This is a genomic window from Pseudomonas sp. NPDC096950, from assembly GCF_044762525.1.
Classification (GTDB): Bacteria; Pseudomonadota; Gammaproteobacteria; order Pseudomonadales; family Pseudomonadaceae; genus Aquipseudomonas.
In genome coordinates, this window is sequence record NZ_JBIWEL010000014.1 from 126546 (window position 1) to 141965 (window position 15420).

Here is a 15420-nt window from a genome sequence, read left to right on the forward strand (position 1 = left end):
AGCGCTCCTCAATTCCAGTAGAATGCCGCGAACCTTCAGACCGCCGGCGCCTCTTGATGTCCACGATAGCAGACAACATTCTCCAGGTTAGTTCGCGCATACATGCGGCAACAGTTGCTGCCAAACGCGACGAGCACAGCGTCCAGCTACTGGCCGTGAGCAAGACCAAGCCCGCCGAAGCCCTGCGTGAAGCCTACGCCGCCGGGCTGCGGGACTTTGGCGAGAACTATCTGCAGGAAGCCCTGGGCAAACAGCTCGAATTGGCCGACCTGCCCTTGATCTGGCACTTCATCGGCCCCATTCAATCGAACAAGACTCGCGCTATCGCCGAGCACTTCGCTTGGGTGCATTCCGTGGATCGTTTGAAAATCGCACAACGCCTGTCCGAACAACGTCCTGCCGATCTGCCGCCGCTGAACATCTGCATCCAGGTCAACGTCAGCGGTGAGGACAGCAAGTCCGGCTGCACCCCGGCCGACCTGCCGGCCCTGGCCAAGGCCATCAGCGAATTGCCGCGCCTCAAATTGCGCGGGTTGATGGCGATCCCTGAGCCGACTGAAGATCGCGCCGCCCAGGACGCCGCTTTTGCTGCTGTGCAGCACCTGCAAGCCAGCCTCGAACTGCCGCTCGACACACTTTCCATGGGCATGAGCCACGACCTCGAGTCGGCCATCGCCATGGGCGCCACGTGGGTCCGCATCGGTACAGCCCTGTTTGGCGCTCGCGGCTCTCAACAAATGCATGGCCAGCCTTGAACAATGGCTGACTCCTCTCTTGATAAGGACCTGACATGAGCAAGACTCGTATTGCCTTTATCGGTGCCGGCAACATGGCCGCCAGCCTGATCGGTGGCCTGCGCGCCAAAGGTCTGGACGCGGCCCACATCCGCGCCAGCGATCCCGGCGCGGAAACCCGCGCTCGTGTAAGCGCCGAGCACGGCATCGAAGTATTCGCCGACAACGCCGACGCCATCCAGGACGCCGACGTGGTCGTGCTGGCGGTCAAACCCCAGGCAATGAAAGCCGTGTGCGAAGCCATTCGCCCAAGCCTCAAGCCGAATCAACTGGTGGTGTCCATCGCCGCCGGCATCACCTGCGCCAGCATGAACAACTGGCTCGGCGCCCAGCCAATCGTGCGCTGCATGCCCAACACCCCGGCGCTGCTGCGTCAGGGCGTGAGCGGTTTGTTCGCCACGGCTGAAGTGACGGCCGAGCAACGCCAACAGGCCCAAGAGTTGTTGTCTGCCGTCGGCATCGCGCTGTGGCTGGACGAAGAGCAACAACTGGACGCGGTGACCGCCGTTTCCGGCTCGGGCCCGGCGTACTTCTTCCTGTTGATCGAAGCGATGACCGCAGCGGGTGTGAAACTCGGTCTGCCGGCGGACATCGCCGCGCAACTGACCCTGCAAACCGCACTGGGCGCCGCGCACATGGCGGTGGCCAGTGACGTCGACGCCGCGGAACTGCGTCGCCGCGTGACCTCGCCTGCGGGCACCACGGAAGCAGCCATCAAGTCGTTCCAGGCCGGGGGCTTCGAAGCCCTGGTCGAAAAAGCACTCGGCGCCGCGGCACACCGCTCGGCCGAGATGGCCGAACAACTGGGTCGCTAATCAGCTCTTACAAAGGAATCAATGATGCTCGGACTCAATGACGCTGCCGTTTTTATCATCAAGACGCTGGGCAGCCTGTACCTGCTGATCGTGCTGTTGCGCTTCATCCTGCAACTGGTTCGGGCGAACTTCTACAACCCGCTCTGCCAGTTCATCGTCAAAGCCACCCAACCGCTGCTTAAACCGCTGCGCCGGGTCATCCCGAGCATGTTCGGGCTCGACATGTCGTCGCTGGTGCTGGCGCTGATCATTCAAATGCTGCTGATCGCGGTGATCCTGCTGCTCAAAGGCTTCATGGTGGATTGGGTGCTGTTGGTGCCTTGGGCATTGATCGCGTTGTTCTCGCTGTTCTTGAACATCATTTTCTACGCGATGATCATCAGCGTGATCCTGTCCTGGGTCGCCCCGGGCAGCCACAATCCGGGCGCCGAACTGGTCGCTCAGATTACTGAACCGGTACTCGCTCCGTTCCGCCGAATCATTCCGAACCTGGGCGGCCTGGATATCTCGCCGATCTTCGCGTTTATCGTGATCCAGCTGCTGCAAAGCTGGCTGATCCCGCGCCTGGCGTACTTTGCGTTCATGCCGCAGGGATTGCTTGGGCTGATCTGATCGGGGTGACCGACAGGCTGACCGCGTCATCGTTCTTCGCGAGCAAGCCCGCTCCCACATTTGGAATGCATTCCCCTGTGGGAGCGGGCTTGCTCGCGAAAGGCGCACCTCGACCCAACTGAATGAAATCAGGCCCGCCCATTGCTTGCTGCTACGGGCAGCGGTCTTTAGACTTACGCCTCATTTCAACGAGAGCAGGGTCGATGCCAACTGCCTTTCCCGCCGATTCTGTTGGTCTGGTGACGCCGCAAGTGGCGCACTTCAGTGAACCCCTGGCCCTGGCCTGCGGCCGTTCGCTCCCAGCTTATGACCTGATCTACGAAACCTACGGCACGCTGAACGCCACGGCGAGCAACGCCGTGCTGATCTGCCACGCCTTGTCCGGCCACCATCACGCTGCCGGCTTCCACAGCCCCGACGACCGCAAACCCGGTTGGTGGGACAGCTGCATCGGCCCCGGCAAGCCAATCGACACCAACAAGTTCTTCGTGGTCAGCCTGAACAACCTCGGCGGCTGCAACGGCTCCACCGGCCCGAGCAGTATCAACCCGGAAACCGGCAAGCCATTCGGCGCCGACTTCCCAGTGCTGACCGTGGAAGACTGGGTGCACAGCCAGGCGCGCCTGTCCGACCTGCTCGGCATCAGCCAGTGGGCGGCGGTCATCGGCGGCAGCCTCGGCGGCATGCAGGCCTTGCAGTGGACCATCACTTACCCCGACCGCGCGCGGCATTGCCTGGCCATCGCCTCGGCGCCCAAGCTGTCGGCGCAGAACATCGCGTTCAACGAAGTGGCGCGCCAGGCGATCCTCACCGACCCCGAGTTCCACGGCGGCTCGTTCCAGGAAGCCGGCGTGATCCCCAAACGCGGCTTGATGCTCGCGCGGATGGTCGGGCACATCACCTACCTGTCCGACGACTCCATGGGCGAGAAATTCGGCCGTGGCCTGAAGAGCGAAAAGCTCAACTACGACTTCCACAGCGTCGAGTTCCAGGTCGAGAGCTACCTGCGTTATCAGGGTGAAGAGTTTTCCGGGCGTTTCGACGCCAACACTTACCTGTTGATGACCAAGGCCTTGGACTACTTCGACCCGGCGGCGAATTTCGACGATGACCTGGCGAAAACCTTCGCCGGCGCTACGTCCAAGTTCTGCGTGATGTCCTTCACCACCGACTGGCGCTTCTCCCCTGCCCGCTCCCGGGAACTGGTGGACGCGCTGATGGCGGCCAAAAAAGACGTGTGCTACCTCGAGATTGACGCTCCGCAAGGCCACGACGCCTTCCTGATTCCGATCCCGCGTTATTTGCAGGCGTTCAGCAATTACATGAACCGAATTAGTTTGTGAGTAAGCCATGAGAGCTGATCTGGAAATCATCCAGGAATGGATTCCCGCCGGTAGCCGCGTGCTCGACCTCGGTTGCGGCGACGGCGAACTGCTGACCTGGCTGCGGGACAACAAGCAAGTCACCGGTTATGGCCTGGAAAACGACGCGGACAACATTGCCGAGTGCGTGGCCAAGGGCATCAACGTGATCGAGCAGGACCTGGACAAGGGCCTGGGCAACTTTGCCAGCAACAGTTTCGACATCGTGGTCATGACCCAGGCGCTGCAAGCCGTGCACTACCCGGACAAGATCCTCGACGAAATGCTGCGGGTCGGTCGCCAGTGCATCATCACCTTCCCCAATTTTGGTCACTGGCGCTGCCGCTGGTACCTGGCGAGCAAGGGCCGGATGCCGGTGTCCGAGTTCCTGCCGTACACCTGGTACAACACGCCGAACATTCACTTCTGCACTTTCGGCGACTTTGAAGAGTTGTGCCGCGAACGTGAAGCGAAGGTCATTGATCGGCTTGCCGTGGATCAACAGCACCGACACGGGTGGGCCAGTAAGCTATGGCCTAATCTATTAGGTGAGATCGGTATCTACCGCGTCAGCAGCCCAGGGCTGCAAGACCACAAGGTCGCGGTCTGAACCACGCCATTTCAAGGAGAACGATCATGGGTCGTCTAGCGCTGTTTCTACTTACTGCCTGCCTGAGCGTCACCGCCATGGCCGCCGACATCATCAAGGGCGAGCGCCAGGAAACCTTTGGCGACGTGACGGTGCACTACAACACCTTCAACTCCACGTACCTGACACCGGACATTGCCAAAGCGGCGGAACTGGTGCGCAGCAAGAACCAGGGTGTGATCAACGTTTCGGTGATCAAGGACGGCAAGCCGCTGATCGCCCAGGTCAACGGCACCATCAAAGACCTCACCAGCCAAAGCGTGCCGCTGAAATTCAAACAGATCACCGAACAAGGCGCGGTTTACTACATCGCGCAATACCCGGTGGAGCAGCAGGAGGTCCGCACCTTTGAAATCAAGGTGCAGAACGGCGACAAAATCAACACCATCAACTTCAACCAAGAGCTTTTCCCCGGCGAATGATGAACTTCACGCAACTCGTACTGGCCAGCCATAACGCCGGCAAACTCAAGGAACTCCAGGCCATGCTCGGCGACTCGGTGCAACTGCGCTCGATCGGCGAGTTCAGCAGCGTCGAGCCTGAAGAAACCGGCCTGTCGTTCGTCGAAAACGCCATCCTCAAGGCCCGCAACGCCGCGCGCATTTCCGGTCTGCCGGCACTGGCCGATGATTCGGGGCTGGCGGTGGATTTCCTTGGTGGTGCGCCAGGGATCTATTCCGCTCGTTATGCCGACGGCAAGGGCGATGCGGCGAATAACGCCAAGCTGCTCGATGCTATGAAAGACGTGCCTGAAGCCGAGCGCGGCGCGCAGTTCGTCTGCATCCTGGCGCTGGTGCGGCATGCCGACGATCCGCTGCCGATCCTGTGCGAAGGCCTGTGGCACGGGCGCATTCTGCCGGCGGCCAGCGGCGAACACGGTTTTGGCTACGACCCGCTGTTCTGGGTGCCCGAGCGTGATTGCTCCAGCGCCGAGCTGAGCCCGAGCGACAAGAACCTGATCAGCCACCGCGCCCGTGCAATGGATCTGCTGCGCCAGCGTCTGGGCCTGAAATGACCCACGACTCATCCGCGTCGCCGCTGATCTTCGGTGGCGCCGCACAATCGCCTCGGGCCGCGTTGCCTACGCTGCCGCCCCTGGCGCTGTACATCCACATCCCGTGGTGTGTGCGCAAATGCCCTTATTGCGACTTCAACTCCCACACCGCCAGCCCGGTGCTGCCGGAAGAAGAGTATGTCGACGCGTTGCTGGCAGACCTCGATCAGGATTTGCACGCGGTCTACGGCCGAGAGCTGAGCTCGATTTTCTTCGGTGGCGGCACGCCAAGCCTGTTCAGCGCCGAGGCGCTGGGTCGTTTGCTTAAAGGTGTGGAACAGCGCATTCCGTTTGCCAGCGACATCGAAATCACCCTGGAAGCCAATCCGGGAACGTTCGAGCAAGAGAAGTTCGTCGCCTACCGCGCGCTGGGCATCAATCGCCTGTCGATCGGCATCCAGAGCTTCCAGGAAGAGAAACTCAAGGCCCTGGGGCGGATTCACAACGGTGACGAAGCGGTACGAGCCGCCGGCATGGCTCGTCAGGCCGGGTTCGACAACTTCAATCTGGACCTGATGCACGGCTTGCCCGATCAGTCCCTGGACGATGCATTGAGCGACCTGCGCCAGGCCATCGCCCTGAAGCCGACCCACTTGTCCTGGTATCAGCTGACCCTGGAACCGAACACGGTGTTCTGGAACCAACCGCCGACGCTGCCGGAAGACGACACCTTGTGGGACATTCAGGAGGCCGGGCAGGCGTTGCTGGCCGAGCACGGTTACGCGCAATACGAAGTTTCGGCCTATGCCCAACCCGGTCGTCCGGCGCGGCATAACCTCAACTATTGGAGTTTCGGCGACTTCATCGGCATCGGCGCCGGCGCCCACGGCAAGCTCAGCCACCCGGACGGGCGCATCGTCCGCACCTGGAAGACGCGCTTGCCGAAGGATTACCTCAACCCGGGCAAAAGCTTCAAGGCGGGCGAGAAAGCCCTGACTAATGATGAGCTGCCATTTGAGTTCCTGATGAATGCCCTGCGCCTGACCGAGGGCGTCGAATCGCGCCTGTATCCAGAGCGCACCGGGCTGCCCCTGGAAAGCCTCGCCGAAGGTCGCCGGGAAGCCGAACAAAGCGGCCTGTTGCAGGTCGAACCGTCACGTCTGGCGGCCACCGAGCGCGGACAACTGTTCCTCAACGACTTGCTGCAGACATTTCTGAGCTGATTTCAGCCTTAAGGGAAAACCAATGGATTTGATCCTCGACCTGCTCGCCACCGTGTCCCGCTGGAGCCGCAGCAACCTGTCGGAAATCTCGCTGGCCCTGGTGGGCTGCCTGCTGGTGCTGTTCGGCGCGGACATCAAAGGCTGGGTCGAACAACGCCTGGGCGGCATCGCCGGCGCCCTGCGCGTCCCGCTGATGGCCCTGCTGTGCATGGTCGGCAGCGGCGTGGCGCTGATCTACGCCACGCCATGGATCATCAAAGGCCTGAGCCAGTTCAACAACTACAGCCTGGCGCCGGTGTTGTTGGTGGTGCTGGTACTGATCGGCGTAGTGGCTGACCGCCGCTGAATCCCGAACACACCACAAAACAAATGTGAGAGCGGGCTTGCTCGCGAAAGCGTCGTGTCAGCCAACATCGATGTTGAATGAACAACCGCCTTCGCGAGCAAGCCCGCTCCCACATTAGGTTGTGATCCAACGTATTTTTCCGACAGTCAGGGAAGATCATGAGTAAAAAGCTGCTGGATGAGACAAGCAAATTTCTCAGCTACGTGTTGCGTCACGAGCCGCAGGCCATTGGCCTGGAACTGGATATCGACGGCTGGGCGTATATCCACACGCTGATCAGCGGCGCGGCACGCGACGGTAGAACCCTGGATCGACAATTGATCCAGCAAGTCGTCGACAGCAGTGACAAGAAGCGCTTTTCGATATCCGACGACGGTCAACGCATTCGCGCCGTACAGGGCCATTCGACAAAAACCGTCGACCTGCAATTCGAAGAAAAACGCCCTCCTGCAACGCTGTACCACGGCACCGCGACTCGGTTCATGGCATCGATCCAAGAACAGGGGCTGATTCCGGGGTCCCGGCACCACGTGCACCTGTCCCAAGAAGTCGAAACCGCCAATGCCGTAGGCCAGCGCTATGGGACGGTGGTGATTCTGAAGGTGGCGGCATTGCAGATGCTGGAGCAAGGCTACAAGTTCTACCAGGCCGAGAATGGCGTCTGGTTGACGGAACAAGTGCCAGTGACGTTCATCACGCCTCTTTAACAAAAGCGGCGCAAAACAAATGTGGGAGCGGGCTTGCTCGCGAAGGCGGTGTGTCATTCAACAGTGATGTTGACTAATACGACGCCTTCGCGAGCAAGCCCGCTCCCACATTGGGTGTTGCGTAGGGCTTAGGACTGTTTCTCGAACTTCAGGTCCCACACGCCATGCCCAAGCCGTTCGCCGCGGCGTTCGAACTTGGTGATCGGGCGTTCGGTCGGGCGCGGGACGCATTTACCGTCTTCGGCGAGGTTGCGGTAGCCCGGCGCGACGTTCATCACTTCAAGCATGTATTCGGCGTACGGTTCCCAGTCGGTGGCCATGTGCAGAATGCCGCCGACCTTCAACTTGCTGCGCACCAGTTCAGCGAACGACGCCTGAACGATACGGCGCTTGTGGTGACGGCTCTTGTGCCATGGGTCCGGGAAAAACAGCATCAGGCGATCGAGGCTGTTGTCGGCGATGCAATGGTTGAGCACTTCGATCGCGTCGCAATCGTAGACCCGCAGGTTGGTCAGGCCTTGGGTCAGCACGCCATTGAGCAGCGCGCCGACACCCGGACGGTGAACTTCCACACCGATGAAATCCTGCTCCGGCGATGCCGCAGCCATTTCCAGCAGCGAATGGCCCATGCCGAAGCCGATTTCCAGCGAACGCGGTGCCGAGCGGCCGAACACTTGGTCGAAGTCCACCGGCGCATCGGCCAGCGGCAGGACGAACAGCGGCGTGCCCTGCTCCAGGCCTTTTTGTTGGCCTTCGGTCATGCGCCCGGCGCGCATCACGAAACTCTTGATGCGGCGGTGTTGGCGCTCTTCGCCTTCTTCCGGCTGGATAGGCGTTTCGTTCGATTCAGTCATCAATGGCTCTTACTTGATCAGACCATCCAGCGGCGAGGAGGCGCTGGCATAGAGTTTTTTCGGCATGCGGCCGGCGAGGTAGGCCAGGCGACCTGCAACGATGGCGTGTTTCATGGCTTCGGCCATCATGATCGGCTGCTGGGCGTGGGCGATGGCCGAATTCATCAGCACCGCTTCACAGCCCAGTTCCATGGCGATGGTGGCGTCGGAGGCAGTGCCGACACCGGCATCCACCAACACTGGAATCTTGGCTTCTTCGAGGATGATCTGCAGGTTGTACGGGTTGCAGATCCCAAGACCGGTGCCGATCAGGCCGGCCAGCGGCATGACTGCGATAACGCCGATTTCCGCCAGTTGACGGGCGATGATCGGGTCATCGCTGGTGTAGACCATCACGTCGAAACCTTCCTTGACCAGCACTTCGGCGGCCTTGAGGGTTTCGATCACGTTGGGGAACAGGGTTTTCTGGTCTGCCAGCACTTCCAGCTTCACCAGGTTGTGGCCACCGAGCAGCTCGCGGGCCAAACGGCAGGTGCGCACGGCCTCGGTCGCGTCGAAGCAACCGGCGGTGTTCGGCAGGAAGGTGTAGCGATCCGGCGACAGGACTTCGAGCAGGTTCGGTTCGCCGGGGTTCTGGCCCAGGTTGGTGCGGCGCACGGCGAAGGTGACGATCTCGGCACCCGAGGCTTCGATGGCCAGGCGGGTTTCTTCCATGTCGCGGTACTTGCCGGTGCCTACCAGCAAACGCGACTGGTAAGTACGACCGGCCAGGACGAAGGGCTTGTCGCTACGAACGATGCTCATGGGAAATCCTCTGTAGGGGTGAGGTTCTTGCAGAATTCTGTGCCCTTGCGGGCCGGGCGACTAGCCGCCGCCGATGGCGTGCACGACTTCGACACTGTCGCCGTCGTTCAGCGTGGTGTCGGCATGCTGGCTGCGCGGGACGATATCCAGATTGAGTTCGACCGCCACCCGGCGTCCGGTCAGATCCAGACGGGTCAGCAGGGCCGCAACGGTTTCACCGTCGGGCAGTTCAAGGGATTCGCCGTTCAACTGAATGCGCATGCAAGAAGCCGCCATCATTTTTAGGGGCTGGCATTCTAGCCCGATCAGTCTTGGCGACCCAAGCCATTCGTCTTGAAACACGATTCCGTAGGAGCTGCCGCCGGCTGCGATCTTTTGATCTTGCTTTTGGAAGGTCAAAAGATCGCAGCCGGCGGCAGCTCCTACAGGGTTAGCTCAAGCGCCAGGCGGCGAGGCCCAGGCAGAACCAGCCGACCAGGAATGCCAGACCACCGAAGGGCGTAACGATGCCGAGCTTGCTCACGCCAGTGATCGTCAGCAAATACAAACTGCCGGAAAACAGCAGGATGCCGATGGCGAAGGATGCCCCGGCCCAAGTGATCAGGCGACCGGGAATCTGCGAGGCCAACAGCGCCACGCCCAGCAGCGCCAGGGTGTGCACCAGTTGGTAGGTGACGCCAGTGTGGAAAATTGCGAGGTATTCCGGCGTCAGACGGTTTTTCAAGCCATGGGCGGCGAACGCGCCAAGGGCAACGCCGGTGAAGCCGAAGAAAGCGGCCAGCATCAGAAAGCCACGCAGCATGAAGAACTCCAGTCAGACTCGATCAACAGGGTCTGTATAATGGCCCGCTCAACGGGTTCGGCCAAGCCATCTCTATGCTGCGTTTAATTTTGCGACGATTCACGAAAGCCCTGCTCTGGTTCGCGGGCGGCAGCGTGTTGCTGGTTCTGATCTTTCGCGTAGTGCCGCCACCGGGCACGGCGCTGATGGTCGAGCGCAAGGTCGAATCCTGGTTCGACGGCGAACCCATCGACCTGCAACGCACCTGGCAGCCCTGGGACCAGATCTCCGACGACCTGAAAGTCGCAGTGATTGCGGGCGAAGACCAGAAGTTCTCTGAACACTGGGGCTTCGATTTCGGCGCGATTCAAGCGGCGTTTGCCCATAACGAACGCGGCGGCACGATTCGCGGTGCCAGTACATTGAGCCAGCAGGTGTCGAAAAATCTGTTTTTGTGGTCCGGTCGTAGCTGGCTGCGCAAAGGCCTGGAGGCGTGGTTTACCGGGTTGATCGAAGTGTTGTGGCCCAAGCAGCGGATTCTTGAGGTTTACCTGAACAGCGTTGAATGGGATGACGGTGTGTTTGGCGCTGAAGCGGCGGCCCGGCATCACTTTGGTGTGAGCGCCAAAGGTCTTAGCCGTCAGCAATCGAGCTTGCTGGCCGCTGTACTACCAAACCCGAGGGTATGGAGTGCTAGCCATCCAACCAACTACGTGGCGCGGCGGGCCGGGTGGATTCGGCAGCAGATGAGCCAGTTGGGTGGTGAAAGCTATCTGGTGGGGCTCAATGATTCGCGGCGCGCGCCTTGGTCTCAGTAACGCCGCAAATCCCCTGTGGGAGCGGGCTTGCTCGCGAATGCGGTGTATCAGTCAACATCATTGCCGAATGACACACCGCATTCGCGAGCAAGCCCGCTCCCACAGGGGGTTATGTGTCGAGCACAGAAACAAAAACGCCCCGATCATCACTGATCGGGGCGTTTTTTATTGGCGGTTCACCGGTTAGGCAGCGATCGACAACTTGAGCTTGTTCATCGCGCTCTTCTCGAGCTGACGAATACGCTCGGCCGACACGTTGTACTTCTGCGCCAGGTCGTGCAGCGTAGCTTTTTCTTCTGCCAGCCAGCGCTGGTAGAGGATGTCGCGGCTGCGGTCGTCCAGCACTTCCAGCGCTTCGTGCAGGTTGTGGTTGGAGTTGTCGCTCCAGTCGGCATCTTCCAGTTGACGGGCCGGGTCGTACCGGTGGTCTTCCAGATAGTTGGCCGGCGACTGGAAAGCACTGTCGTCGTCCGCTTCCGCGGCCGGGTCGAAGGCCATGTCATGGCCGGTCAGGCGACTTTCCATCTCGCGCACTTCCCGCGGCTCTACGCCGAGGCTTTCCGCCACGCGGTGGACTTCCTCGTTGTTCAGCCACGCCAGACGTTTCTTCTGGCTGCGCAGGTTGAAGAACAGTTTGCGCTGGGCCTTGGTGGTCGCGACTTTCACAATGCGCCAGTTGCGCAGGATGAACTCGTGGATTTCCGCCTTGATCCAGTGCACAGCGAACGAAACCAGGCGCACACCCATTTCCGGGTTGAAACGCTTCACGGCTTTCATCAAGCCGACGTTGCCTTCCTGGATCAGGTCAGCCTGGGCCAGGCCGTAGCCGGAATAGCTACGGGCAATGTGTACGACAAAACGCAGGTGGGCGAGCACCATCTGCCGAGCCGCCCCCAAATCCTGCTCATAATAGAGACTCTCGGCCAGTTCACGCTCCTGCTCCGGAGTCAGCAATGGAATGCTGTTCACCGTGTGCACATAGGCCTCCAGGTTTGCGCCTGGGACCAGAGCATAAGCAGGTTGCAAAGAAGTGGTCATACGAAAAAACCTCCGACTTACATAACTCGTGCAGTTCAGCACTGCGAAAATTGACCGGAAACCAAAGGACAAGTTCCCATAAAAACCGAAAGGTCAATACGCGCAAAAAGATACTACTTCGGCGCCAACTCCCTGAGATGACGTGCGACTGCAATCCATGCACCGATATAACCCAACAGCACCGCGCCAAGCAAGAGCGACAGACCATCGGCAACTGGCACTCCGGCCAGCGCAAAATTACTGCCGTACAAGCCGGCCAAACCAACCACTGCGTCGTTCAGCCAGTTCAGGCCGAACGCCAGGACGCCCCAGGAAAGAATCCCCGCACCGAAGCCATATAACGCGCCCATATACAGAAAGGGCCTGCGCACATAGCTGTCCGTGCCGCCGACGAGTTTAATCACTTCTATCTCTGTGCGGCGGTTTTCAATATGAAGACGAATGGTATTGCCTATCACCAAAAGTAATGCAGACACCAAAAGCACGGTCAGACCGAAGACAAACCGGTCACCCAGCTTGAGGATGGCGGCCAGACGCTCGACCCAGACTAGATCAAGTTGTGCCTGTTGTACCTTCGGCAATTCGGAAAGTTTTTGTCGTAATGCTTCAAGCGTGGGCTTGTCGACCTCGTTCGGCGTCACCAACACCACGCCTGGCAGCGGGTTTTCCGGCAGCTCCTTGAGCGCCTCGCCCAGACCGGACTGCTGCTGGAACTCTTCCAGCGCCTGATCACGGCCGACGTATTCAGCATCCGCGACGCCGGGCATGCCTTTGATCTGCTCGCGCAGCGACTCGCCCTGCTCCGGACTGGCGTTGAGTTCCAGATAAAGGGAAATCTGCGCCGCACGCTGCCAGGAACCGCCCAGTCGCTCGACGTTATTCAGCAAAAGTGACAGCCCCATGGGCAAACTCAGGGCCACCGCCATCACCATGCAGGTGAAGAAACTGCCGATCGGCTGCTTGCCCAACCGACGCAGACTGTCCAGCAGGCTGGCGCGATGGCTTTCGATCCAGGCGCGCACCAGCGTGGCGAAATCCGGGCCGTCGTCATCGTCGCGTTTTTTCTTTTGCGGTTGCGGGTCGGCAGCCTTCGGGGCTACGCGCTCGGAAACCTTGGGGCTGCGTGTCGCACTCATACGCCAGCCTCCCCGTCACCGATCAATCGACCGCGCTGCAAGGTCAGCATGCGGTGGCGCATGCGGGCGATCAGGGCCAGGTCGTGACTGGCGATAAGCACGCTGGTGCCCAGACGGTTGATGTCTTCGAACACGCCCATGATCTCAGCCGCCAGGCGCGGGTCGAGGTTACCGGTCGGTTCATCCGCCAGCAGCAAGGCCGGGCGGTGAACGATGGCGCGGGCAATGCCGACACGCTGTTGCTGACCGGTGGACAGATCACCCGGGTACAGATCGGTCTTGTCCGAGAGCGCCACGCGCTCCAGGGCCGAGTCTACACGCTTGGCGATCTCGGGCTTGGACAGGCCGAGGATCTGCAACGGCAGTGCGATGTTATTGAACACCGTGCGATCGAACAGCAACTGGTGGTTCTGGAACACCACGCCAATCTGCCGCCGCAGGTAAGGAATCTGTGCGTTGCTGATGGTGCCCAGGTCTTGGCCGGCCAGCAGCAATTTGCCGGTGGTCGGACGCTCCATGGCCAGCAACAGCCGCAACAAGGTGCTTTTACCGGCACCGGAATGGCCGGTGACAAACAAGAACTCACCCCGACGGACTCGAAAGCTCAGCTCATGCAAGCCGACGTGACCGTTCGGGTAGCGTTTACCGACCTGTTCGAAACGAATCATGAACGCTCCCGCTCGGCAAACAATGCCTGGACAAAGGGTTCTGCTTCAAAGGTACGCAAATCATCGATGCCTTCACCGACGCCGATGTAGCGGATTGGCAAACCAAACTGCTTGGCCAGGGCGAAAATCACCCCGCCCTTGGCGGTGCCGTCAAGCTTGGTCAGCGCCAGACCCGTCAACTGCACGGTCTGGTTGAACTGCTTGGCCTGGCTGATGGCGTTCTGGCCAGTACCGGCGTCAAGCACCAACAGCACTTCGTGCGGCGCGTCGACGTCGAGTTTACTGATGACCCGGCGAACCTTTTTCAGTTCTTCCATCAGGTTGTCTTTGGTGTGCAAACGACCGGCGGTGTCGGCGATCAGCACGTCGATGCCACGGGCCTTGGCGGCCTGCACGGCATCGAAGATCACCGAAGCGGAGTCGGCGCCAGTGTGCTGGGCGATCACCGGGATCTTGTTGCGCTCACCCCAGACCTGCAATTGCTCCACCGCCGCGGCACGGAAGGTGTCACCGGCGGCGAGCATGACTTTTTTGCCTTCCAGTTGCAGCTTCTTCGCCAGTTTGCCGATAGTGGTGGTTTTGCCTGCGCCGTTGACGCCGACCACCAGAATCACGAACGGCTTGTTCTGCGAGGTGATTTTCAGCGGCTGCTCGACAGGCTTGAGCATCGCCGCCAGTTCCGCTTGCAGGGATTTGTACAGCGCGTCGGCATCGGCCAGTTCTTTGCGCGCGACTTTCTGGGTCAGGCGCTGAATGATCACCGACGTCGCCTCGACGCCCACGTCGGCGGTCAGCAGACAGGTTTCGATGTCTTCGAGCAGTTCGTCATCAATGATCTTCTTGCCGAGGAACAGGCTGGCCATGCCTTCGCCGATGCTGGCGCTGGTCTTGGACAGGCCTTGCTTGAGGCGGGCGAAGAAACCGGCCTTGGTCTCTTCGGTGCGCGGCGGCTCGGCTGGGGTTTCGATGATGGCGACAGGTGCATCGACGACAGGCGCGATGACCGGTGCAGGTGCAGGTGCAGGTGCAGGTGCAGGTGCAGGCTCTGGCGCTTGCACAATCGGCGCAACTGGCGCAACTGGCGCAACGAATGCAGGCACGACAGGCTCTGGAGCAACCGGCGCAGGCTCGGCCACGATGACTGGCTCAACAACCGGTTCAACCACCGGCACATGAACCGGCTCAGGGGTAAACGCAATCGGCGCTGGAATCGGTGGAGTAACGTGCGGTGCCAGCTCGTCTTCAACCAATGCCACCGGCTCTTCCGCCACCGGCAATGTCAGCCAGGGTTCAGCGGCTGGCGTCAGCGGCAACTCGGCCACGACTTCGACTTGAGGCTCAGGCTCAGGCTCAGGCTCAACCGGTTGCAATACCGGCTCGACGCTCGGCAGAACGATTGGTGCCGGCTCTTCTTCTATTACCGGCGTGGGAATGGGCTCAGGAGTGGCCTGTGGCTGTTCGACGACGGTTTCCTGCGGCTTTTTGCGCAGCCATCCGAACAGGCTTTTCTTCTCGCCAGCCGCAGCTGGGGTCTTCTTGTCGTCGTTGGAACCAAACATGGAGGACGGCTATCTCACGGTAGCGGCGCGCCAAAGGGCGCCCCGGCAAATAAATATTCGATGCAGAACAGACTGCGATTGACCCAGCTTGTTCACGCGCAACAATTTGTCGAAGTGCCAACGGCACCTCAAAGGTCGACTAATACGAAGGACTGGACCGGCATCGTCGGCGAAAACGCAGAGTCTAGCTGACAAACTCAAAGCTTCTGCCGAGAACCCATACAACCTGCGAACCGATAAAAGGCTCACAGGCGTGGCCGC

Annotated in this window: 19 protein-coding genes; 11 read left to right on the forward strand and 8 right to left on the reverse strand. The window is 60.4% G+C overall.

Going from position 1 to position 15420, the window contains the following annotated elements; translation table 11 throughout:
- Positions 1-56: 56 nt before the first annotated feature.
- The 10 genes from ACIQY3_RS21105 to ACIQY3_RS21150 all read left to right on the forward strand — a co-directional run bounded on the left by ACIQY3_RS21105 (position 57) and on the right by ACIQY3_RS21150 (position 7501).
- Positions 57-755: a YggS family pyridoxal phosphate-dependent enzyme gene (locus tag ACIQY3_RS21105; RefSeq protein WP_403023048.1), complete on the forward strand. Its 699-nt coding sequence runs from the start codon at positions 57-59 to the stop codon at positions 753-755.
- 35 nt (positions 756-790) lie between these two features.
- Entirely contained in the window at positions 791-1609 is an 819-nt protein-coding gene (gene proC / locus ACIQY3_RS21110; protein ID WP_403023051.1) for a pyrroline-5-carboxylate reductase, read from the forward strand.
- A gap of 24 nt (positions 1610-1633) precedes the next feature.
- The gene (locus tag ACIQY3_RS21115) at positions 1634-2221 is read left to right on the forward strand and encodes a YggT family protein (RefSeq protein ID WP_054044414.1); all 588 of its coding nucleotides are present in this window, start codon (positions 1634-1636) and stop codon (positions 2219-2221) included.
- Positions 2222-2424: 203 nt separating this feature from the next.
- Positions 2425-3564: a homoserine O-acetyltransferase gene (locus ACIQY3_RS21120; protein WP_403023054.1), complete on the forward strand. Its 1140-nt coding sequence runs from the start codon at positions 2425-2427 to the stop codon at positions 3562-3564.
- Positions 3565-3571: 7 nt separating this feature from the next.
- Positions 3572-4192, forward strand: a complete 621-nt coding sequence (gene metW / locus ACIQY3_RS21125) for a methionine biosynthesis protein MetW (RefSeq protein ID WP_403023057.1) — start codon at positions 3572-3574, stop codon at positions 4190-4192.
- A gap of 26 nt (positions 4193-4218) precedes the next feature.
- Positions 4219-4653, forward strand: a complete 435-nt coding sequence (locus tag ACIQY3_RS21130; RefSeq protein WP_403023060.1) for a DUF4426 domain-containing protein — start codon at positions 4219-4221, stop codon at positions 4651-4653.
- Positions 4650-5246, forward strand: a complete 597-nt coding sequence (gene rdgB / locus ACIQY3_RS21135; protein WP_403023063.1) for an RdgB/HAM1 family non-canonical purine NTP pyrophosphatase — start codon at positions 4650-4652, stop codon at positions 5244-5246. The genes ACIQY3_RS21130 and rdgB overlap by 4 nt, the downstream gene beginning before the upstream one ends.
- Positions 5243-6448, forward strand: coding sequence for a radical SAM family heme chaperone HemW (hemW, locus tag ACIQY3_RS21140; RefSeq protein WP_403023066.1), 1206 nt, complete (start codon positions 5243-5245; stop codon positions 6446-6448). Before rdgB ends, hemW begins: the two co-directional genes overlap by 4 nt.
- Positions 6449-6470: 22 nt before the next feature.
- Positions 6471-6794 carry a DUF3392 domain-containing protein gene (locus ACIQY3_RS21145; RefSeq protein WP_150642306.1) on the forward strand — a complete coding sequence of 108 codons (324 nt, stop codon included), beginning with the start codon at positions 6471-6473 and terminating at the stop codon, positions 6792-6794.
- A gap of 158 nt (positions 6795-6952) precedes the next feature.
- The gene (locus ACIQY3_RS21150; protein ID WP_403023070.1) at positions 6953-7501 is read left to right on the forward strand and encodes an RNA 2'-phosphotransferase; all 549 of its coding nucleotides are present in this window, start codon (positions 6953-6955) and stop codon (positions 7499-7501) included.
- A 128-nt stretch (positions 7502-7629) separates the two neighbouring features.
- On the opposite strand, the gene trmB is transcribed toward ACIQY3_RS21150, so the two are convergent.
- From trmB to ACIQY3_RS21170, 4 genes are all read right to left on the reverse strand, one after another.
- Positions 7630-8355, reverse strand: coding sequence for a tRNA (guanosine(46)-N7)-methyltransferase TrmB (gene trmB / locus ACIQY3_RS21155; protein WP_054616931.1), 726 nt, complete (start codon positions 8353-8355; stop codon positions 7630-7632).
- 9 nt (positions 8356-8364) lie between these two features.
- Positions 8365-9159: a thiazole synthase gene (locus ACIQY3_RS21160; RefSeq protein ID WP_008068101.1), complete on the reverse strand. Its 795-nt coding sequence runs from the start codon at positions 9157-9159 to the stop codon at positions 8365-8367.
- A 60-nt stretch (positions 9160-9219) separates the two neighbouring features.
- On the reverse strand, positions 9220-9420 hold the full coding sequence (thiS, locus tag ACIQY3_RS21165; protein ID WP_054044430.1) for a sulfur carrier protein ThiS: 201 nt from the start codon (positions 9418-9420) through the stop codon (positions 9220-9222).
- Positions 9421-9589: 169 nt separating this feature from the next.
- Positions 9590-9961, reverse strand: coding sequence for a DUF423 domain-containing protein (locus tag ACIQY3_RS21170; RefSeq protein WP_403023075.1), 372 nt, complete (start codon positions 9959-9961; stop codon positions 9590-9592).
- Positions 9962-10035: 74 nt separating this feature from the next.
- Here ACIQY3_RS21170 and mtgA point away from each other — a divergent pair, with 74 nt between their 5' ends.
- Positions 10036-10758 carry a monofunctional biosynthetic peptidoglycan transglycosylase gene (mtgA, locus tag ACIQY3_RS21175; protein WP_403023078.1) on the forward strand — a complete coding sequence of 241 codons (723 nt, stop codon included), beginning with the start codon at positions 10036-10038 and terminating at the stop codon, positions 10756-10758.
- A 183-nt stretch (positions 10759-10941) separates the two neighbouring features.
- On the opposite strand, the gene rpoH is transcribed toward mtgA, so the two are convergent.
- The 4 genes from rpoH to ftsY form a co-directional block, all read right to left on the reverse strand.
- Entirely contained in the window at positions 10942-11796 is an 855-nt protein-coding gene (rpoH, locus tag ACIQY3_RS21180) for an RNA polymerase sigma factor RpoH (RefSeq protein WP_003176698.1), read from the reverse strand.
- A 113-nt stretch (positions 11797-11909) separates the two neighbouring features.
- Positions 11910-12932, reverse strand: a complete 1023-nt coding sequence (ftsX, locus tag ACIQY3_RS21185) for a permease-like cell division protein FtsX (RefSeq protein WP_054044437.1) — start codon at positions 12930-12932, stop codon at positions 11910-11912.
- Entirely contained in the window at positions 12929-13600 is a 672-nt protein-coding gene (ftsE, locus tag ACIQY3_RS21190; RefSeq protein WP_201190075.1) for a cell division ATP-binding protein FtsE, read from the reverse strand. Before ftsE ends, ftsX begins: the two co-directional genes overlap by 4 nt.
- On the reverse strand, positions 13597-15159 hold the full coding sequence (gene ftsY / locus ACIQY3_RS21195) for a signal recognition particle-docking protein FtsY (RefSeq protein ID WP_403023089.1): 1563 nt from the start codon (positions 15157-15159) through the stop codon (positions 13597-13599). Before ftsY ends, ftsE begins: the two co-directional genes overlap by 4 nt.
- Between the last annotated feature and the right edge of the window lie 261 nt (positions 15160-15420).